We start from the raw sequence: 18,581 nt of genomic DNA on the forward strand, positions 1-18,581 counted from the left end.
ACTACTTATGGGACAGCTTTTTGCAATAAATTGCTCTCCATTCTTAAAAAAAAAATAGATATATGACAGATTGTCATACTTTGACGTTGATTTTATTTAAAATGAGAAAGGGAAAAAAATTGTTTGTTAGGAGAGAGCTATGAAATTAATTTCGGCAAGCTGGCGACGCCTTAGTTTAGCTGTGTTGACAATCCTTTTAGTTGTTAGCAGCTTTGCTGTTTTTACTCCCAGTGCTTCGGCTGAAACCTACAAGGTAAAATTGGGTAGCGATAAAGGACTGCTAGCATTTGAACCGAAAAAGTTGACCATCAAACCAGGTGACACTATTGAATGGGTGAACAATAAAGTTCCTCCCCATAATGTTGTGTTTGATGCTACCAAAAACCCCACTAAGAGCGCCGATTTAGCTAAATCTCTGTCTCATAAGAAGTTGCTCATGAGTCCTGGTCAAAAGGAAACAACCACCTTTGCAGCAGACGCACCTGCTGGTGACTACACCTTCTACTGTGAACCTCATCGTGGTGCTGGTATGGTTGGTACAATCACTGTCCAATAGCTAGAAACACCAGCGTTTGACACGAGATGATTACTCAGTGAAATTAGCTCATCGCCACACGCTACACTCCTAGAGTGACGCATAAAATGCAGAAATGGCGGTAACGAGTTCTATCCTTCCCTAAGACGCTAAACAATCTGTAGCGATCGAGGAGTGAACTTGTTACCGCCAATTTTGATCAAATTTGACTTAATCAGAGATTAATCGCGTTTATACTCTTGCTGGAGGCTTGTTGCGAGGAAATACTGTTGAGAATACTTTTATTGATTCTACTTTCGGCGATCGCCCTATTCAAATTCACATTCATTAGTCCAGCACTAGCTGCCGAAACATCCAATGGTGCTAAAATTTTCGAGGCTAACTGCGCTTCTTGCCATATAGGTGGCGGTAACATCCTTATCAACCAGAAAACCTTGAAAAAGGAAGCATTGTCAAAGTACCTAGAAAATTACAATCAAGACTCAATCCAGGCGATTATCCACCAAGTGCAAAATGGTAAAAATGCTATGCCTGCCTTTAAAGACAAGTTAAGTTCTGAGGAAATTCTGGAGGTAGCTGCTTACGTTTTTCAAAATGCGGAACAAGGCTGGTAAAGTAGCTATACCATATAGTTTTTGTGGAGTGAGCGTTTGCCTATCTTTAGTTAATAGCCTAGCTAGACGCTCACCCCAAAACATTGGAGAATTTATTTGTTGGAAATCCCTCAGTGCATTTCCTTATTGGAACCTTTTAACGAACTTCTAAGTTAAGTCTTAATATATGACGAACTAGCGATCGCTAATTTGTCAACTACCAAAAACAATATTTTAAACCCACAATTCTGATGTAAAAACGCGATTTATCTTGTCTTGAAACTATACCAATAACTTTTAACCCAAACGTATTGTATTTTAAACAGGACTTATGCAATAAAATTTTTCAGATAGGGATAATATCTGCGGTTACTCTAGTTGATAAATCGTAGAGTAGCTGCTTCTTTATCAGATGCTGCAAATGCGTTTAGATAAATTACCCCTATCTGAATCCGAAATTATCAACGGGCGATTATTTTTCTGGATTAGACTTTTGTCTGTTTTCCTTAACTTCGCGCAACCGTTCTACTAATTTTTTATCTGATTCAGCAGCAGATGTGGACTGACCCTGATTGATTTTTGGCAACAATAAAGGTTCAGAAGTAGTACCTGCCGATGAAGACGTAGGCTGGTTATTTTTAATTTGCAGTTCAGATAATGGTTTGGGAGTAACTGTTGGTACAGTTAATGGTTTGAGAGTATCAGCTGGTGATGACGTAGGCGGGTTATTTCGGATTTGTAAATTAGGTAATGGTTTAAAAGTAGCTGCTGGTGAGGGGGTAATCTGATTATTATTGATTCCCGGTGCAGATAATGACGAGGGGTTTTGCTCTTGAGTAGTTCCAGTAAGATTACTCGTGCTGTTTTGGAAACGTAGGTTAAATGGATAGGAACTAATCTGTTTATCACCCTTGGGGGACCGCTTGTTGAAGTATTGCCTTGCTTTTAATTGCAATTCCGGGGAAATTAACTTGTCTTGAAATTTGATATCTAAGACCTTACCATCAGGATCTACAACCAATACTCCCAAAACAGCACCTTCAAGATTTGACTTATTCGTGGATAATGTTTGGCGAATGACTGGTTTTTGTTCAGCGTTGGGGTATTCTTGCTGAACTTCCTTTCTGAGGTTGGCGTAGGAGTCTAGCTGTGCAATTGCCTGTTGAGTTCCCTTCGCTGATAAATCCGCTGTTTGTAGCGTGCTTCCCCTAGTTCCAATTAAAGTATCCCCATTCCTTGGAGCTTGTTTTAAAGAATTTATCAGTGGGTTTTGAGGAATTGTAGACGACGCATTAGTAATTGGTTGCGTCATTGGCTGCGAAGTCGTATTTACCTGTGCTGTTGCAACGGGTGTACTGTCAGATAAAATTGGAGGCTGGGGATTCCGCAGAAGATCGGCAGGTATTTGCTGCGACTGCAATTCTGGCAACCTATTTACAGCTAGCGGCTTAGGTGGCTCGTATTTGGCGACACTCTCATTCACATCTACACGAGGAACTGGTCGAGAGAATCTGGCGCTGGTATTAAATTTAGAACTATCAAATTTAGACGCGTCAAACCGCAAATTATCACTCGGAATCATCCGCAAAGACTGCCTTGTAGGCAAAGAAGAAACTCGATAGTTATTCGATGATGCGGGTAGCGGAGGTAATACCAGCTGGCTGGATGGCGATGGCGCTAATGGGGTTAATCCCGGTTGGAGGCTAAAGTTTGAAGCAGCAAGTGGGGCGACTGGAGGTAATTGTTGTAAACCAATTTGGGGGGTGGTTTGCGGCAAACGGTTTTGGTCAGCTTGACTCAATTCCAAAAGTCCGACTGTTTTGGATGATGCTGTTTCTTTGGGCTTGTTAGACTCCATCGGCATCAATGGTACGATCATGGCGATCGCACCGTGGATACCAAGGGAGGCTATAGCTGCTATCCCAATTGGCTGGCTTAAGATTTCTGGTATATTTTTCAGCAGGGAGACGTAAGACATGGCTGTTATCGTTCACTCACTCAGTTGTAGTTGACTAGCGATTTTATCTTTCCGGCATTGCAATATCTTGCAAGAGATGCGTTCTTCATAAGGAAATAATAACTTCCCCCGTTGGCAATCAAAACGCCAAAATTGCCATTTATTCAAGTTTTTAATTAATCTAATGACGCTGTATCATCTTTTCAAAATTCGAGCTTGCTAAAGAGATATTTGAAAAATTACTACTTTTGATTTTCTATTCTTATGACGCACACAATTAAAATTAATATCTGGGAGTTTTATAAAGTTTAAGTAAACGCACAAGTTTGAATACATCAAAACATCTGCCGAAGTGGCCTTGTTTTTTCAACTGTTTTTCAGTCAACTACACTTCTGTAACAGATGACACACGTGTTTGTCCGAGACTGGGCCCTATTTGAAAATACTACCACATCGGTAGCCCCTCAAACTGTTGCAAACTGTACAATTTTATTGACATTCTAGCCTTAAATTCCACCAAAGCTATTGGTTTTTTGTCTAAGGAGTTAAGTCAGGCGATCGCAATTCTAACTCTTGAATATGACTACTTCTTCGTTAAAAAAGTTCAAACCCTGAATATTGCATCTAAAATTTCAAATGCCGTTACCGACAGTTATTTTGCCTGGATATCTAGAAAGTGCGCTCGCTTATCGCCAACTAGAACAATCCCTACAGCAGTTAGATTTTCCCACAGTTACAGTGCCACTGCGACGGCGTGACTGGCTCCCCACTTTGGGAGTAACACCCGTAACACTTATTCTGCGACAACTCGATTACACGATCAAGCATATATTACGTGAACATAATGCTACTCAAATTAACTTAATTGGTCACTCAGCCGGAGGTTGGATATCCCGCATTTATATGGGAGAAAAGCCCTATTTAGCACGCGGTGATGTCAAACCATTTCTCTGGCAAGCGCATCCCTTGGTTGCTACTTTCATCACCTTGGGTACACCCCATATTAGCCAAGAACGCTGGACACGTTCCAATCTAGATTTTGTCAACGATAGCTACCCAGGAGCGTTTTACAAAAACGTTCGTTACGTTTGTGTGGCTGGCAAAACTATCTTTGGGAAAAGGCGGCCTGGTAGTTGGTTAGCTTACAGTAGCTACCAATTAACTTGTGGTAAGGGTAACACATGGGGAGATGGCATTACGCCCATTGAAGCTGCTCATTTGGAGGGAGCGGAAAATCTGGTAATTGAAGGTGTCAAGCATTCTCCCAGAAGTCCTGGAATTTGGTATGGCTCACCAGAACCCTTAAAAGCTTGGGTGCAATATTTGATTTAAAAAACTTTATTTTTATATAAGAAAAGTAAAACTTTTTAAAATTTCTTAGCTAAAATTGTAACAAGAATAAATACTTAGTTAAGAACAGGAGGGGTGAGCCATGCAAAGCACCCAGTTCGATCAGATTTTGCGAAGAATAGCGACGATATTATCAGTCGTGATTTTGACTCTGTGTTTAATTTATGTCTCTACCGGAGTTTTGCTGTCTTTTTATTATGAACCGACAGCAGGCGGAGCTTATAACTCATTGAAGATGATTAATACACAACTGCCATACGGCTGGTTATTTTGGAGAGCGCATGAGATTGCTGGTAATGGGGTAATTGCGATCGCTCTCATTCAAATTGTAGTGATGTTTTTAGGTCGGCAATTTCGTAAGAGTTGGCTGGCTGCTTGGATTAGTGTGATTTTCTTAACCCTAAGTGCGATCGGGCTGGATTGGACAGCGATGATTTTAGATTGGACTCAGGAAGGGTACTGGCGTTTTAGCATTGAGCTAGGAACCATCGAAGCAATTCCTTTGATTGGTGGGCAACTGCGCGAAATCCTGACTGGCGGTGGAGCTATTAACACAATTACCGTCGAACACCTTTACACAATCCACAGTTATCTGATTTCGGTAGCGACGCTAATTCTCGCCATAGTACATTTGTCTGCTTTACTCTGGCAGGAATGGCAAATGTATCAAGAAGCGCCAAAACCAGAAAGCGAATTTATTCCTTCCCAAAGCTAATAAAGAGTCAAGAGTTAGGGTAATTCCTCCCCTGCTCCCCTGCTCCCCTGCCCCAATCCCCTCATCCCCCAGAAGCCTCACTAGTAGAAAGTTGAGATAATTGGGCGAGGGATAGGTCTTCAACCTCTGGTAACTTTTCTAGAGACAGGGGAGTGGATTGGGTGGCACCAGATAAGCGTTTTAAAAGGCTAGGTCTGGGGTCATGTAACAGATAAATAATGCGATCGCCAATTTCCCAATCTTGGTTAGCTGGCATTACTTGTAAGCGTTCTGCTCGTTCTACCAATAGCGGTATCAATGCCCCAGTCCGAATCTTTTCTTGGATGCGATCGCATTGAGTCGAAAACTCCAACTCATCTAGCGTAGTTGTCCCTAACTTCACTCGTCCATCATTCAAATATTCATTCCAAGTTTTAATTGCTAAGTCTGGAATAAAAGCTTGATTAACTTTATTACTAGCCGAGGTACTCGCTTGCGGATCGCGGGGAAAAACAGCTAGGACGCGTGGGGGTTTAAACTCCTCAGCTGCTCGTTGAGCCAAAACAAAATTCACCTCGCCATTACTTGTCATAGCTAAAAAAGTACCTATAGAGGCAAGTCCAGCCTCTTCTAAAACCGCAGCATCTAGCGCACTGCTGGCAATAACCCGAAGATTTTGCGCCTCGGCTTGCACAAGACATTCGGGGTCAGTATCAATCATCACCACGTTTTCTCCCCGTTCTTGAAAGAAACGAGCAATCACAAGACTCAAGGGATTACAACCCACAATCACTGCCCCAGTCACGTCCTTAGAGGTGATTTGCAGCCATTTGGCAACCCAGCCAGCTGTTAGCCCCTGGCAGACAACAGTCATGATAATTGTCAGGAAAACTAAAGCTTTGATGGAATCACCGCCGTTAATGCCTCGCTGTGTCAACGAAATCGCAAAAAAAGAAGCTACAGAGGCAGCAACAATTCCTCTCGGAGCAACCCAGCTTAAAAACAGTTTTTGTCGCCAGTTGAGGTCACTGTTCCAGGTACACAAGAGGATATTGATCGGGCGAACGACAAACATTAGTACCAAAACAGTGAATAAACTACCCCAACCCAAAGCAAACACACTCGCAATGGATAGGTCAGCAGCTAATAAGATAAATAGCACCGAAACGCTGAGAATTGTTAGCTGACCTTTAAAGCTGCGTAACAGACGTTCTTCCGGGACTGAGGAGTTAGCAAAGACTGCCCCTGCAACTACTGTTGTCATGACTCCCGATTCACTGCGGATCATCTGCGATAAGGTAAACAAGCTCCAAAGTATCGCCAACACCACTAAGTTTTTTAGCTCAAATGACAGAAAACTGGCGCGTTTGAAAATCAAACTCATCAGATAACCGCCAGCACCACCAATAGCTGCGCCAACACCCAGGCGTATAAGTAAACCGACGATCGCATTGATCGGGTCAGCATCGCCGTTCAAAATCGTATCGAGGACAACGAAGGCGAGGATAGCCCCTACAGGGTCAATTAAAACCCCTTCTCCTTCCAAAAGTGTTGCCACTTGTCGATCTACATTGATTTGTTTGAGCAATGGGCCAACGACGGTTGGGCCTGTCACCACGACTATGGAAGCATAGAGAAAAGCTATGTTCCAGGGAAATTCACCCAGCCAGTGAGCAGCCATACTCCCGCCAAGCAGGGTGATTAGCGTTCCTTGAGTAACGAGCAATTGTAGGCTGACTGAAACTCTACCTAACTCACGCAGATCCAAGTTAAGTCCGCCTTCAAACAAAATGATTGCCGTTGCGAGGGCGACTATAACTTCCAGTCCAGTGCCTAGCGAATGGGGATGCAATAGCCCTATACCATCGGAGCCAAACAAAATGCCCAACAGCAATAACAAGACTATGCTGGGTACACGAAGGTATGCAGCCAGCACTTGGGCGCTAATGCCTGCAAAGACAGCGATCGCCATCTGTATGGTGATTTCAAAAGATGCTTCCATATTGTAGATTTTGAGCGATTTATTTCAAAATCTCTTGTAAAAAACCGTAGATATTAACTCTACAGGGTACAACATCATACCCTTTGTTCCTTGCTGTCTTCAGCGTTTGTTAGATATGTGTATACCCCGAAATTCCCAGCCCCCAATGCTGACGCACCCTGTGGCTGACCACAGAAGCATCTACGGACTTTTTTATATGTATCCATATCTTTGTATCTTCTTCAAGCTTTTGCTTCCACCCAGTTTAGCTGCCACAAACTTTTTTTGGCAAAACCTGTTGACAAAGGCAAGGAAATTAGTTAATTTATAAAAGGTCTGAGTCCGATGCCCCCATCGTCTAGAGGCCTAGGACACCTCCCTTTCACGGAGGTAACGGGGATTCGAATTCCCCTGGGGGTACTTAAAAGCAATAAAAAGCAAAAGCTTTTTTATTTGAAATGTAGCAATAAAAACCATCATCCAGGAATACACCTGAATGATGGTTTAATTGTTGTTATACATACGGTTCTTTACTGGCTAGTTCTTCTACACGTTGGTGAATAGCCAAAAGATTTAACCGTAAATCTTTGCTCAGACGATTTTCAATAATTCCCACTGGCATAGTGAGTTTAGGCCAAACTTGAATTGTGTAGGACAGATTTGTTCCTAGAGACTCACCCAAAGCATAAGGCTCTAAGCACCAGCTACCAGAAAAGCCTTTAAAATCTCCCTCTACCATGCGGAAATTAATTGCTTTAGGAAAGCATTCTTCCAAATCTAGAACTACCCGCGCACAAAAGTTGAAATTCAGTAAGCGTTGGGAGCCTACTTGCTCCAGTCGAATTCCACCATCAGGATGCTCGATTAGACAACTCTTGGCGAGGTTGGGGAGGAAATCTGGTAAGGCTTCATAATTTGTCAGAACCTTCCAGATTTGCTCCACTGGATGGGGAATTTGGACTTTAGCACTGATTTGCCGCTGTCGCTCTGCTATTTTCTCAATTTGAACTTCTACCTGAGCAAGCAAATCCTCTTCTAGCTTGGTGTCATCAGTGGAAAATTGCAAATCAGGGTTCTCTGTTGTGTTCTGTTTTTTAGTCACTTTCAGAATTATGGTTTGCTTTCGTCAGAAAATTGGGGCAGAGTCAAGGTGAAGCAAATTTCGCTCTGTTCAGAATCCGAAATTGGGAGACTTTCAACAGCGATCGCTCCATTCAGATGCTGCACTAAAGACTTGACTAAAGCAAGTCCCAAGCCAGTCCCTGGAGTCCAGCGCCCTTTTCCACGACGGAACTTATCAAATATGTAGGTCGCTTCTTCTTCAGAGATGGCACGTCCTGTATTCGTCACCTTCATGATAACTTGATCGATTTGTTGATCGACTCGGTGAGCCGCTTCAAGGTGAACGATTGTATCAGGCTCTGAGTATTTACAGGCATTCGTTAATAATTCTTGCAGGATGCGGTCAAAGCTCTCCAGTTCAGTTTGCAGTTTGAGCGATTCTTCCGGCAAATCTATAGAAATTTTTAATCCTTTTTCGCCTAGTTTTTTCTCGAAAGATGCTGCTATATCCTGAATTCTAGTATTTAAATCTATAGATTCTAATTGCGGGGCTTCGTGAGGCGACTCTAGCTTTTGGAGTGTCAACAAGTCATTAATTAAGTTGATTTCTTTTGAACATTCCTGCTCAAGAATATCTAGATATCTACCCTGACGCTCTGGTGCTATTCCTGGCAAACGCAAGTTTTTTATTGACATCAGCATATTTGTCAAAGGATAGCGGAGGCGATCGCTCATGTTACTCAAAAATTCATCTTTGAGTTCATTAAGTTTCCGCAGCTGCTCGACATACTGCCGGGTTCTTTCATGCAATTTCGCTTGGAGTTCTATACTGCTCTGGAGTTTCGCCGTCCGATCGTCTACCAAAGTTTGCACTTGACGCAATGTCTGTGACTGAATGATGGCGTTACTCATTTGAGCGCAAACCATTTCCACAAGATTTAATTCTTCTGGTTGCCAATTGCGAATTACAGCTTGCTGTAGCACCAAGAAGCCTAAAATTTTACCTTGACTTTCCAATGGCACTAAAAGTACCGCAGGCAATTTCTCTATCGCAAATAATGGAGCAGCTATTAAGGTATCGTTTTGATCTGTATAGTCATCGAAGATTACTGGTTTTCCAGAATCTATGAAGGCACGCTGGCATAAACCACAGTCTGAAATCAAGAAAGACTCAGCTAAGGTGTCTGGTTTACTAGTGCTAGTAGAATTTTGTGTTTCTCTAGCCCATTGGGCGATTACACTAGCTTTCGCTTTGGGGATTTGTTTTTTAGCTTGAGTCTTAAATAGTGGATCTGTATATTTTAGTAAGATGAGCAAACCTCGATCTGCCTGTAGAGATTCGGCTGTCGAGGCGATAACTAACTGGAGCATTTGATTCAGCTCCAAGTTGCTACGACTCAATATGGTTAATTGCTTGATCAAGCTTTGATGGTGCTTGCTTTTTTGCAGGGACTGCTCTTGATGAGTAATTTGTTTAGCTTGTGCCACTCCAGAAAAAGCGATCGCGCAAGCTGACTCCACTTCTTTGAGCAATTGTTTTTCTGATTCACTCCATTCATAAGGTTGGAATTTAATCAGATTAATCACTCCATTATTATTGCCACCAAATCTAGTGGGAATTGCCAAAACCGCTTTTATCGGTAGTGGTAAATATTGACACCCAATGACCAGACTATTTTGAATGATGGAAATGTCTTCAATAGTTAATGGTTGAGCAGCACATTGCAGCACTGGGGAGTGCATAAGCAACTGTTCCATCGAAAACATTTCTTCTGGGTGTGGCAACCCTAGAAACTCATCAGCACACCAATTAGTAGTAGTTGCTTCCTCAGATGTCTTATCCGTTACTGAAACCAAGCAGCAGCAATCTACTTGAAACGCAACTCCTAGCAATTGGGCAATCTCTTGCAGCATCAAAGCCGTAGCAGAGCTATTAGCAATGATTTGGTTAATCTTTTGTACCAACTCGCGGGCAGGTTCTTCCTGATGCTGCATCAGCTTGACTTGGTAAGGTTTTAGTCGGTCTATGTCATCTACGTAATGTGGCGGTGATGATAAAGGCTTTTTCATTTTTGGCACGCCCTCGGATAATAACCCCATTGTTCTTGCACCCAACCTCTTGGCATATTCTTCACCGTTAGTTGTGTTGCTATACCCCAATCATTGACAAATTTTGTGTGAATACTTTCTCTCACCTGTTATAGCCCTTTTCTATCTCAGATGGCCAAATTCCCACTGCATCAAGCAAATTGCTACATTGGTACATAAGTAATAAAATACTTAAGATATCCTATAAATGCTTAAGTTAACTTATTTTTAACTGCTCTATCTTGAAATAATTAACTAACTTTATCCTGTCTGTAAGTATACATAAACCGTAATTTCTCTGGAATTACAGCAAAATTCCCCTTTTGAGGGCGTAAAATTACGCAACTCTCTTTATAAAGTTTTATTACATTTCTTGAAAAAACTAGTAGGTTTAACAAGCTACTCCTCGATCTCCGTAACTCTCAGTAAAATATCAACAAAAATAAAGGAGGCACAAGGAGGTTGTTCTTGCAATGTAGGCTTCTCTTCTTTAAGAGAGGCTGCATCAACGAGACGCACTCGTGTTCAGACTTAATCTACACTGATAGCGTAACTATGGTAGCGAGTTTGTAAGCGTCTTGTTCCCAAGCTATAACAGAAATTTGGAGTAGAGCTTAAATTTAAATAAATTCTTGCTCATCAGAGGTGGCGGCAGTTCTGGCTAAATTTTGAATGCAGCCCAGTTATGAGTAAAAATAACTAGGCTGCATTCGTCTGAATATAAAACTAAACCACATCTATTTTCAGAACTATATTTTTTAAAGTAGTAAGAGCATTTTGTACTCCCTGCTGGTAGGGCGGGCTAGATGCCCTCCCTACACCAGGTTTCAAAATAGACGAAGTTTATCCAGCCAAGCTCTCGACACTCAGAGGAACCATATCGCCATTCCTCGTTAGTCCTAACAACATCGGTTCTTGGGGTTGAATTAGTTGACCTGTAAGCACACAGCGTTCTTCTTGCTGAGCTGTGGCAGCTATGCTAGCTCGAATGTCGGATCGCGAAAATCGAGGCTTCCACTCACCTGATTTCTGCTGCACATAATTCCAAAGGATATCTCGGATTAAAGCTTGATATCCCTGATTCCCAGCGATTTCTTTGAGCTTATCTTTGAGTTCTCTCTCTAGGCGAATGCTGGTAACTTCCATATCAGTGGTTGGGGTGCGAGCGATCGTATGCATCAGTTTTTCTCCTTAAAGGTATAGACAGGATAGTAATACAAGTGTAGTATGTTTAAAGGAATGTTCAATAGGTGAAATTTTCTGTGAAATCCATTTACCCCATCTCTACTTCAATTTTGTGCGCTACCAATTGCCGAACCAATTGGGAATCAGCTGCTATGGAAGTGGAGTATTTATTTATGGGCGATGGTAGCCGAGATCATGGGCAAATCACAGAGGGTAATGATGATTATAAGTATGTAGGCTTTAGTGCACTAATTGCAAAACCACAACTAAATCAAAAAAGCGGGGGGTACAGGCGAAGGAATCCTGTACCGATATGAGACCAGAAAATTTTCCGGTCAATTCTAACCCCCGCTTCACCGAAAACTTGAAGCGGGGGTTTTTTTATAAGGAGTTAAGCTGTGACGATATCTTCCATGCGCGGCGCGAACGCAATGCAAGTGTTAGAGCAATCTGTGGTGGTGTTTTCTCAAAATTACTTGCCACTATGTCGGGTCAATATCAAGCGAGCGATTGTGCTGTTAGTAACCAACAAGGCGCAACCACTGGGTTTTACCACAGAAAGCGGATGGCAAGTTCACTCACCCAGTTTGGTAATTGATGTGCCAAAACATATTCGCTTGACAATCACTTCTAATGAGCGGATGTGGAAAGTTCCGCCTGTGAATCGGCGAGAAGTATTGCGACGAGACCATCACAGTTGCCAATATTGCGGCAGCAGCAAACATCTAACGCTAGATCATGTGATGCCGCGTTCTAAAGGCGGTTCTCACGCTTGGGATAACGTAGTCGCAGCTTGTGAAAGATGTAACTCCCGTAAAGGCGATCGCACCCTGTTTGAAGCTGGTATGCAACTGCGTACCAAACCAAAAGCGCCAATCCACCCCGCGATTTCTTTTGCTGAACAGTTTTGGATGGATATGCAAGCAAACCTGGAATAACAGGAGAGCATAGGAATGCTGAAATTAACGTACACTGAAAGCAGTTTTGATTTGGAATGTATCACTCTGTCGCTAGAAGAATGGGTAGCGCAGCGAGTGATTTTAGCCCTGCGAGTTGGGCAAAGTTTGTGCATTGAACCTAGTACCGCTTCCTTTTTGCTTCCTGTTGATTTGCCAGGAGTAGAAGTACTGAGGTCTGAGGTAAAAAGAGATGACAGAGAAATCATTGCCCTCTGTGCGTGCGATGCCGAATATATGGAAGTCACCCTGCGGGGTTCTTGGCTATCAGGTAGTTCTAAGGATTCTGTCGGTGTTTTTGTCACCACTATAAGCGATCGCGCTGAGTTCTTTTTGCACAAACTTTGGCAGGAAGCTCAATCTTGTGCTTCCGTGATGAGTGAATAAACGAAATAGTAGGGTGAGGAGAATTTCTCACCTTTATTGCTCCATTTGTAGCAATTCGGGAATTGTCACAAATCGGTAGCCTTGCTGTTTGAGTCCACTGATGATTTGTGGCAAAGCTTCTACAGTTCTTTGGCGATCGCCACCACCATCATGCATTAAAACAATGAAACCAGGTTTTGCGCCTTTCAAGACATTATTTACAAATGCCTGTGGTTTGGCATGAGGATCGGTATCAGCAGAAGTTAACGACCACATAATAACAGCATCTTTCTGGCTTTTAGCATAAGCGGCTAATCCGTTATTTAAAAAGCCTCCAGGAGGACGAAACAAAGACGTTTTTACTCCTGTAGTTTTGTATATCAGATCCGCTGTGCGATCGATTTCACTCTTGGCAGTGGCTTCATCCATTCGCCGATACCAATGATGCCAAGTATGGTTGCCAATGGCGTGTCCCTCGGCTACTTCACGCTTGGCTAAGTCTGGATTTGCTTCTAAAGCTTGTCCTACCCAAAAGAATGTGGCTTTAACATCATTTTGCTTTAAGATATCCAGCATTTCTGGGGTTGTTTTTGGCCAGGGTCCATCATCAATGCTGAGAGCAATAACCTTTTCGTTGTTGTTGGGTTGTACCTTATAAACTGTTTTTCCCTGAAATTTATCTGGGACTGTAAAGGTAGGGTTTTCTACTTTGGCTGATGGCAGTAGATGGGCATTAATTTGGCCCTTTGCTGGATCTTGAAGTGCAGTATGGATTTTGCTTAGTGGCTGGTTCAATCCCGATTGTGGGGAGATACCTGGAGCAATACTACAAGCTGTAATACTAGAGGCGATCGCGACAATACTAATTATCTGTTGTCGCTTGAGGTAGTTGTCTGTCACGTCAGGCTTTTAAAGATTCACCCAATCATAAGCTGTAGTTTGACTTTTCAAAGGGTTTAGCAAGCTCAAATATAAGTGCAGAAGCTTTTCTAGACAATTTCAAAAAAACTTTCTAAAACCCCTTGACACCTCTTGTAGTATTTTGTAGTATATTTGTAGTGAGGCGAAAGACAAAGCTTCTCAAGAGTCAAAGTTATGTTCTACATACAACTAAAGGACAGGTGTTGGAATAAACCAGAGTCCCCAGTCAACAAAACTGCTCCTACTTGCAAACCATCGGTAGTAGAGGCAAGAAACGAAAAAAGTTCTAAGTTTGCACTCATCAAAACCACTGAATACATCCGTAATACACAATAGGCTTGCTACCTAGAGTTTCGGTTGTTTTCCTAACAGTTTCTAACAGTAAAAAGTTATTTTTCTGAACCTTGAAAACTAAATAAGAAATGGGCAAGTTCACCAACAAAATTTGTGCCTAAAAAACTAAAATTTTAGGCACAGAGTCTCAAAAATCGGGGTGTAGCTCAACTGGCTAGAGCGTTCCGTTGTCTGCGGAAATGTTGCGGGTTCAAATCCCGTCACCCTGGTTGAAGTCCCGTAGGCAAATAGTTTAAGCCGTCAGCCTCTCAAGCTGAAGATTGCGAGTGCGAATCTCGTCGGGACTCCCAAATGGTCAGGTAGCCAAGTTGGTAAGGCGTTGGTCTGCAAAACCGATTAGCGCGGGTTCAAATCCCGCCTTGACCTTTGTCGCAGCGTAGCTTAATCAGCAAAGCCCCAGGTTCATACCCTGGTATATGCGGGTGCAAATCCCGCCGCTGCCACCAAATGCAGGGATGGTGTAACGGCAACACCTCGTGACTCCAAATCCGATGTTCTGGGTTCAAATCCTAGTCCCTGCGCCAATCATGCCCCTGTGGACGAATGGTTAAGTCGCTGTTCTTTCAAAGCAGAAATTGCGGGTTCAAGTCCCGTCAGGGGAATCATTATGGGTCGGTGGCCGAGTCTGGTTGAAGGCGACAGTCTGTAAAACTGTTCTTTTTTGCACGCAGGTTCAAATCCTGCTCGACCCATTGTGGAGAGGTGGCTGAGTGGCTGAAAGCGTCCTCCTGCTAAGAGGAAACGGGTAGTTAATACCCGTCGCAGGTTCAAATCCTGTTCTCTCCGTTTTGAGAGTGTGGTGTAACTGGATAACATCTCAGTCTACGAAACTGAAGACGTGAGGGTTCAAATCCCTCCACTCTCGTTATATGGGAGAGATGATGGAGTGGCTGATTCGAGTTGAATTAAACCAGTCCACTGGGTAAAACCTATCTCTCCTTTTTATCCCCCGGTAGCTCAGTTGGTAGTTAGCGCCTGTTTGAAGAACAGGAGGTCGTCGGTTCAATTCCGACCTGGGGGGCTTCGTTGCCTTATAGCTCAATGGTAGAGCAAGCGGCTGTTAACCGCGCGGTTGTAGGTTCGAGTCCTACTGAGGCAGCCATTCATTGCCGGGTGGACGAATTGGTAAGTCGCATCGCTCTGAACGATGAGGTTGCAGGTTCAAACCCTGCCCTGGCAATAAAGCCCTGTGGTGTAATTGGCAACATAGCGCCCTTTGAAGGCGAAGATTCCAGGTTCGAGTCCTGGTGGGGCTGCCAAACTCTGCTCTTGTAGCCCAACTGGAAGAGGCTGCCGTCTCAAAAACGGTATGTTGTGGGTACCCTGCGGGAAGCCGCTCTGCGTCTACGATTCCCACCAAGAGTACCAAAATTTGCTCCTGTAGCCCAATTGGAAGAGGTGACAGACTTAAAATCTGTTTGGTTGTGGGTTCGACTCCCACCAGGAGTACCAACGGGATGTAATTCAGTGGCCAGAAGCCATGCTTTGGGGGCATGGAGTCGCAGGTTCGAATCCTGCCATCCCGATATGCCCCTGTGACGGAACTGGCATACGTGCTGGAATCAGAGTCCAGATTAGACTTATTGCAGAAGTCGGGAAAAGGGAAAGGGGGAAAGGGTAAAGGTTTTGTATTTTCCCTTGCCCTTTAACCTTTACCCTTTTCCCACGAGAGTGCAAAAGCACTTTTGCAAGAGAGAGGTCTATTTTGCAGGTACCCTTCGGGAAGCCGCTTCGCGTCTACAAATCCTGTCAGGGGCACTAAGCTCTCGTGGCGGAACGGAAGACGCACGCTTACCGATGATCTAGTTTTTTGCAGGTTCAAATCCTGTCGAGAGTACCAAAATATCTGGGTGTAGCGCAGATGGGAGCGCGGGAGTTTCGGGAACTCCAGGTGGTAGGTTCGATCCCTGCCACTCAGACTTTGCCCTTGTAGCCCAACGGAAGAGGCGCTTCGCTTAGAACGAAGAGGTTGCTGGTTCAAATCCAGTCAGGGGTATTGGTGAATATGCGGGGATAGAGCAACGGTGGCTCGTCAGGCTCATAACCTGAACATCGGCAGGTTCAACTCCTGCCCCCGTTACCAAAAATAGTGCTGGTGTAGCTCAATTGGCAGAGCAACTGACTTGTAATCAGTAGGTTGCAGGTTCAATTCCTGTTACCAGCTTGATGCGGGTGTGATGTAACGGCAGCATGAGACGTTTCCACCGTCTTCGTGCGAGTACCCTGCGGGAAGCAAGCTACAAATCTCGCCGTCCGCTCTGAACTTGCGGGTGTGATGTAATCGGTAGCATCTGAGTACGCCATACTCAGTGCGTGGGTTCAAGTCCCTCCACTCGCTTGCGTAGTCCTGTAACTCAATTGGTAGAGTGTCTTCCTTACAAGAAGAATGTCGCGGGTTCAATTCCTGCCAGGACTACCAAATATTGGGAGTGTAGCTCAATGGAATAGAGCTTCGAGCTTCTACCTCGAAAGTTGTGGGTTCAAGTCCTACCACTCCCGCCTGAACAAGTCAAAAGTTAAAAGTCAAAAGTCAAAAGAATGAATTGAATTATTTCTCTTTCTTTTTAGTTTTTACTTTGCTCTTTTTACTTATTTGATGGGGTCATAGCTCAAGTGGCTAGAGCGCCTGCCTTGCAAGCAGGAGGTTATGGGTTCAAGTCCCATTGATTCCACTGATGGTGTCTGAAGCCAAAATGGTCGAGGCGCTGGTTTGTGGAACCAGTCATAGCGGGTTCAAGCCCCGTCAGGCACCCTTGAATGGAAGATGCTGCTGAATGGTCAGCAACCAAGCTTGAACCTTGGAGTACAGGCAACTGTAGGGGTTCGATTCCTCCATCTTCCTCTTTTTCCACCTGAAGCCGAAAAGCGAGGCGCTGTGCTGATAACACAGAAATAGGAGGGGCAGTACCTCCCTGGTGGATTTATATCTAAATGTTGGTATTACAAATCGCACTTGCTCATTTCTTTTTCAAATTAACTAGGGTGGTTGGCATACCGGCTGTGCAGCGGGCTTTTAACCCGCAGAAATAGGTTCGACCCCTATACCACCCACTAAACAATTAAAAATTAAAAATTAAGAATTAACAATTGCAATCTTTGTTAGGCTTTTGGCAATTGCTAATATGCAATTTGAATGCGCCTTGGGTTATGAATAGCAACTAGCGATCGCTAATTGAGCATGTTGCAATAATACATCTTTATCCAAAGTATGTATGGGATATTGCGGTGTTACTGCCAGTAGTTTATCAATTCTTTCTCTAGCTGCTTCCACTACTGATTCGTCTAAGCTACCGTTACTGAGCGAATCAGCAAAATCTTCAGCAATCCGATAAGTTCTTTCAATAGATGATGAATTAATATTACGCGATACAATAAATAGATCGCAGCCTGCATTAAATGACCGCGCCACAGTACCAGCTTTCATAAACATATCTGAGATCGCTTTCATATCCAAATCATCAGATACAACTACTCCCTCAAAACCAAGTTCCTCTCTCAGTATGGTTTTGAGGATAGTCTGAGAAAGCGTTCCTGGCACATCAGGATCTATTTTGGGAAATAAGATATGGACAGTCATCATCAAAGGAATCTGTACTTCGATTAAAGCTCTGAAGGGTATAAGTTCTCGAAGTCGCAGGTCTTCTAGAGTTAAATTCAGTATTGGTAGCTCAATGTGAGAGTCTTTACTGGTGTCTCCATGTCCGGGGAAGTGTTTGGCGCATCCCAAAATTCCTGAATCTCGAAGTCCAAGGTAGTAATCACGGGCACCTTGAGTGGCAGTTTCGGGTGTGTTACCAAAGGCGCGAGGCCCAATCACAGGGTTATCGGGATGGGAAAAAATATCTGTTACAGGTGCCCAAGATAAATTAATTCCCAGTGATTTGAGTTCTAGTGCTGTGGCTTTTGCTACTTTGTAGGCGTGCGATCGCAGCAATAAGGCATGAGGAAAGCGGGTAATTGGCAGTGGTGTACGAATTACACGACCTCCTTCATGATCGAGAGTCATGAACATAGAATCACGTTCAGTATATTCTCGTATCTGCCTGTTTAAATTCTTGAAGCTTTCCAGCCAAACTTGATATGGGGTGCCATCCAAAAAGTTCTTAGCGAAAAAGATCGCCCCAATCGGTTTTAATTCATTGAGTGCGCGTTTATCGTCATCGCTTAATGTAGTGCCGGAAATACCTAAAATTAAGTGATGTCCAAAGCGCTTTAGCTCCTGCGATACACCCATAATCTTTTACCTATTAAGTTGTGCGGTAAACAACTTGGTTGTTCAACCTAGAGGATATAAACATTTATCCTACACCCTTATAGGGAGAGGAAAGTTTTCTTTTAAGTAATGCCTCAGATATTTACTTGGAGCAAATACACAAATTCGCAAAGAAATCAACTACTTTAAGACAACTTTTAAAATTAGCTATTTTCAGTCAAAGGAAATACTTTTGTTTCCCTAAATCACTTGCATGTAAATATAGATAAAGTGCACACCGCAAAGCTATTGCCAACAAGGTATTGGCAATTTGCTTGGGCAAGTGC

13 protein-coding genes and 29 tRNA genes are annotated in these 18,581 nt (G+C 43.4%); 35 read left to right on the plus strand and 7 right to left on the minus strand.

Annotation, left to right across the window (positions count from 1 at the left end):
- The first annotated feature begins 139 nt into the window (after positions 1-139).
- Both petE and petJ read left to right on the plus strand, forming a co-directional pair.
- Positions 140-556 (plus strand): plastocyanin, encoded by a 417-nt coding sequence (gene petE, locus V7K53_RS33070; protein WP_335201699.1) that lies wholly within the window; start codon positions 140-142, stop codon positions 554-556.
- Between the two features lie 248 nt (positions 557-804).
- Positions 805-1,149, plus strand: a complete 345-nt coding sequence (gene petJ, locus V7K53_RS33075) for a cytochrome c6 PetJ (protein ID WP_334717377.1) — start codon at positions 805-807, stop codon at positions 1,147-1,149.
- Positions 1,150-1,600: 451 nt separating this feature from the next.
- On the opposite strand, the gene V7K53_RS33080 is transcribed toward petJ, so the two are convergent.
- Positions 1,601-3,106: a hypothetical protein gene (locus tag V7K53_RS33080; RefSeq protein WP_335201700.1), complete on the minus strand. Its 1,506-nt coding sequence runs from the start codon at positions 3,104-3,106 to the stop codon at positions 1,601-1,603.
- Between the two features lie 615 nt (positions 3,107-3,721).
- Between V7K53_RS33080 and V7K53_RS33085 the strand changes: the two genes are divergently transcribed.
- Positions 3,722-4,417: an esterase/lipase family protein gene (locus tag V7K53_RS33085; RefSeq protein WP_335201701.1), complete on the plus strand. Its 696-nt coding sequence runs from the start codon at positions 3,722-3,724 to the stop codon at positions 4,415-4,417.
- A gap of 100 nt (positions 4,418-4,517) precedes the next feature.
- Positions 4,518-5,150, plus strand: coding sequence for a cytochrome b N-terminal domain-containing protein (locus V7K53_RS33090; protein ID WP_335201702.1), 633 nt, complete (start codon positions 4,518-4,520; stop codon positions 5,148-5,150).
- A gap of 61 nt (positions 5,151-5,211) precedes the next feature.
- Here V7K53_RS33090 and V7K53_RS33095 read toward each other — a convergent pair whose 3' ends face one another.
- The gene (locus tag V7K53_RS33095; RefSeq protein ID WP_335201703.1) at positions 5,212-7,131 is read right to left on the minus strand and encodes a cation:proton antiporter; all 1,920 of its coding nucleotides are present in this window, start codon (positions 7,129-7,131) and stop codon (positions 5,212-5,214) included.
- 326 nt (positions 7,132-7,457) lie between these two features.
- Here V7K53_RS33095 and V7K53_RS33100 point away from each other — a divergent pair.
- A tRNA-Glu gene (locus tag V7K53_RS33100) sits at positions 7,458-7,530 on the plus strand.
- 94 nt (positions 7,531-7,624) lie between these two features.
- Here V7K53_RS33100 and V7K53_RS33105 read toward each other — a convergent pair.
- From V7K53_RS33105 to V7K53_RS33115, 3 genes are all read right to left on the minus strand, one after another.
- Positions 7,625-8,212, minus strand: a complete 588-nt coding sequence (locus V7K53_RS33105; RefSeq protein WP_335201704.1) for an SRPBCC family protein — start codon at positions 8,210-8,212, stop codon at positions 7,625-7,627.
- A gap of 8 nt (positions 8,213-8,220) precedes the next feature.
- Positions 8,221-10,242, minus strand: a complete 2,022-nt coding sequence (locus tag V7K53_RS33110) for a sensor histidine kinase (protein ID WP_335201705.1) — start codon at positions 10,240-10,242, stop codon at positions 8,221-8,223.
- 861 nt (positions 10,243-11,103) lie between these two features.
- Entirely contained in the window at positions 11,104-11,439 is a 336-nt protein-coding gene (locus V7K53_RS33115; RefSeq protein ID WP_094347436.1) for a hypothetical protein, read from the minus strand.
- A 437-nt stretch (positions 11,440-11,876) separates the two neighbouring features.
- Between V7K53_RS33115 and V7K53_RS33125 the strand changes: the two genes are divergently transcribed.
- Together V7K53_RS33125 and V7K53_RS33130 are read left to right on the plus strand one after the other, a co-directional pair.
- Positions 11,877-12,383 carry an HNH endonuclease gene (locus tag V7K53_RS33125; protein ID WP_335201825.1) on the plus strand — a complete coding sequence of 169 codons (507 nt, stop codon included), beginning with the start codon at positions 11,877-11,879 and terminating at the stop codon, positions 12,381-12,383.
- Between the two features lie 15 nt (positions 12,384-12,398).
- On the plus strand, positions 12,399-12,788 hold the full coding sequence (locus V7K53_RS33130) for an alr0857 family protein (RefSeq protein WP_335201707.1): 390 nt from the start codon (positions 12,399-12,401) through the stop codon (positions 12,786-12,788).
- A gap of 33 nt (positions 12,789-12,821) precedes the next feature.
- Here V7K53_RS33130 and V7K53_RS33135 read toward each other — a convergent pair whose 3' ends face one another.
- Positions 12,822-13,667 carry a polysaccharide deacetylase family protein gene (locus V7K53_RS33135; RefSeq protein WP_335201708.1) on the minus strand — a complete coding sequence of 282 codons (846 nt, stop codon included), beginning with the start codon at positions 13,665-13,667 and terminating at the stop codon, positions 12,822-12,824.
- 510 nt (positions 13,668-14,177) lie between these two features.
- Here V7K53_RS33135 and V7K53_RS33140 point away from each other — a divergent pair.
- From V7K53_RS33140 to V7K53_RS33275, 28 genes are all read left to right on the plus strand, one after another.
- Positions 14,178-14,251, plus strand: a tRNA-Asp gene (locus V7K53_RS33140).
- A 4-nt stretch (positions 14,252-14,255) separates the two neighbouring features.
- Positions 14,256-14,332, plus strand: a tRNA-Glu gene (locus V7K53_RS33145).
- A 3-nt stretch (positions 14,333-14,335) separates the two neighbouring features.
- Positions 14,336-14,408, plus strand: a tRNA-Cys gene (locus V7K53_RS33150).
- Positions 14,409-14,412: 4 nt separating this feature from the next.
- A tRNA-Met gene (locus V7K53_RS33155) sits at positions 14,413-14,488 on the plus strand.
- A gap of 3 nt (positions 14,489-14,491) precedes the next feature.
- A tRNA-Trp gene (locus tag V7K53_RS33160) sits at positions 14,492-14,566 on the plus strand.
- 6 nt (positions 14,567-14,572) lie between these two features.
- A tRNA-Glu gene (locus V7K53_RS33165) sits at positions 14,573-14,644 on the plus strand.
- Positions 14,645-14,651: 7 nt separating this feature from the next.
- Positions 14,652-14,734: transfer RNA gene (locus tag V7K53_RS33170), tRNA-Tyr, on the plus strand.
- Positions 14,735-14,738: 4 nt separating this feature from the next.
- Positions 14,739-14,828, plus strand: a tRNA-Ser gene (locus V7K53_RS33175).
- Between the two features lie 4 nt (positions 14,829-14,832).
- A tRNA-Arg gene (locus tag V7K53_RS33180) sits at positions 14,833-14,907 on the plus strand.
- 81 nt (positions 14,908-14,988) lie between these two features.
- Positions 14,989-15,063, plus strand: a tRNA-Phe gene (locus tag V7K53_RS33185).
- A 6-nt stretch (positions 15,064-15,069) separates the two neighbouring features.
- Positions 15,070-15,144 (plus strand) — tRNA-Asn (locus V7K53_RS33190).
- Between the two features lie 5 nt (positions 15,145-15,149).
- Positions 15,150-15,222, plus strand: a tRNA-Gln gene (locus V7K53_RS33195).
- Positions 15,223-15,225: 3 nt separating this feature from the next.
- Positions 15,226-15,301, plus strand: a tRNA-Gln gene (locus tag V7K53_RS33200).
- Between the two features lie 6 nt (positions 15,302-15,307).
- Positions 15,308-15,410: transfer RNA gene (locus V7K53_RS33205), tRNA-Leu, on the plus strand.
- 6 nt (positions 15,411-15,416) lie between these two features.
- Positions 15,417-15,494, plus strand: a tRNA-Leu gene (locus V7K53_RS33210).
- Between the two features lies 1 nt (position 15,495).
- Positions 15,496-15,568: transfer RNA gene (locus V7K53_RS33215), tRNA-Pro, on the plus strand.
- Positions 15,569-15,804: 236 nt separating this feature from the next.
- A tRNA-OTHER gene (locus V7K53_RS33220) sits at positions 15,805-15,882 on the plus strand.
- A gap of 6 nt (positions 15,883-15,888) precedes the next feature.
- A tRNA-Pro gene (locus tag V7K53_RS33225) sits at positions 15,889-15,961 on the plus strand.
- 4 nt (positions 15,962-15,965) lie between these two features.
- A tRNA-Leu gene (locus V7K53_RS33230) sits at positions 15,966-16,038 on the plus strand.
- Between the two features lie 11 nt (positions 16,039-16,049).
- A tRNA-Met gene (locus V7K53_RS33235) sits at positions 16,050-16,121 on the plus strand.
- A gap of 12 nt (positions 16,122-16,133) precedes the next feature.
- Positions 16,134-16,206, plus strand: a tRNA-Thr gene (locus tag V7K53_RS33240).
- A 102-nt stretch (positions 16,207-16,308) separates the two neighbouring features.
- Positions 16,309-16,380 (plus strand) — tRNA-Gly (locus tag V7K53_RS33245).
- Between the two features lie 5 nt (positions 16,381-16,385).
- A tRNA-Val gene (locus tag V7K53_RS33250) sits at positions 16,386-16,461 on the plus strand.
- A 6-nt stretch (positions 16,462-16,467) separates the two neighbouring features.
- Positions 16,468-16,541 (plus strand) — tRNA-Arg (locus V7K53_RS33255).
- A gap of 99 nt (positions 16,542-16,640) precedes the next feature.
- Positions 16,641-16,714, plus strand: a tRNA-Ala gene (locus V7K53_RS33260).
- A gap of 6 nt (positions 16,715-16,720) precedes the next feature.
- A tRNA-His gene (locus V7K53_RS33265) sits at positions 16,721-16,794 on the plus strand.
- 7 nt (positions 16,795-16,801) lie between these two features.
- Positions 16,802-16,884 (plus strand) — tRNA-Ser (locus V7K53_RS33270).
- Between the two features lie 138 nt (positions 16,885-17,022).
- Positions 17,023-17,093 (plus strand) — tRNA-Lys (locus V7K53_RS33275).
- A 94-nt stretch (positions 17,094-17,187) separates the two neighbouring features.
- On the opposite strand, the gene V7K53_RS33280 is transcribed toward V7K53_RS33275, so the two are convergent.
- Positions 17,188-18,276, minus strand: coding sequence for a glycoside hydrolase family 3 protein (locus V7K53_RS33280; RefSeq protein ID WP_335201709.1), 1,089 nt, complete (start codon positions 18,274-18,276; stop codon positions 17,188-17,190).
- Positions 18,277-18,581 lie beyond the last annotated feature (305 nt).

Source organism: Nostoc sp. (assembly GCF_036917355.1).
Classification (GTDB): domain Bacteria; phylum Cyanobacteriota; class Cyanobacteriia; order Cyanobacteriales; family Nostocaceae; genus Nostoc.

Bases quoted from the DNA above. Each gene is read 5' to 3' on its own strand.
- petE (WP_335201699.1), top strand. From the start codon at position 140: ATGAAATTAATTTCGGCAAGCTGGCGACGCCTTAGTTTAGCTGTGTTG.
- V7K53_RS33125 (WP_335201825.1), top strand. From the start codon at position 11,877: ATGCAAGTGTTAGAGCAATCTGTGGTGGTGTTTTCTCAAAATTACTTG.
- V7K53_RS33110 (WP_335201705.1), bottom strand. From the start codon at position 10,242: ATGAAAAAGCCTTTATCATCACCGCCACATTACGTAGATGACATAGAC.
- V7K53_RS33085 (WP_335201701.1), top strand. From the start codon at position 3,722: ATGCCGTTACCGACAGTTATTTTGCCTGGATATCTAGAAAGTGCGCTC.
- V7K53_RS33130 (WP_335201707.1), top strand. From the start codon at position 12,399: ATGCTGAAATTAACGTACACTGAAAGCAGTTTTGATTTGGAATGTATC.
- V7K53_RS33280 (WP_335201709.1), bottom strand. From the start codon at position 18,276: ATGGGTGTATCGCAGGAGCTAAAGCGCTTTGGACATCACTTAATTTTA.
- V7K53_RS33095 (WP_335201703.1), bottom strand. From the start codon at position 7,131: ATGGAAGCATCTTTTGAAATCACCATACAGATGGCGATCGCTGTCTTT.
- V7K53_RS33080 (WP_335201700.1), bottom strand. From the start codon at position 3,106: ATGTCTTACGTCTCCCTGCTGAAAAATATACCAGAAATCTTAAGCCAG.
- V7K53_RS33115 (WP_094347436.1), bottom strand. From the start codon at position 11,439: ATGCATACGATCGCTCGCACCCCAACCACTGATATGGAAGTTACCAGC.
- V7K53_RS33090 (WP_335201702.1), top strand. From the start codon at position 4,518: ATGCAAAGCACCCAGTTCGATCAGATTTTGCGAAGAATAGCGACGATA.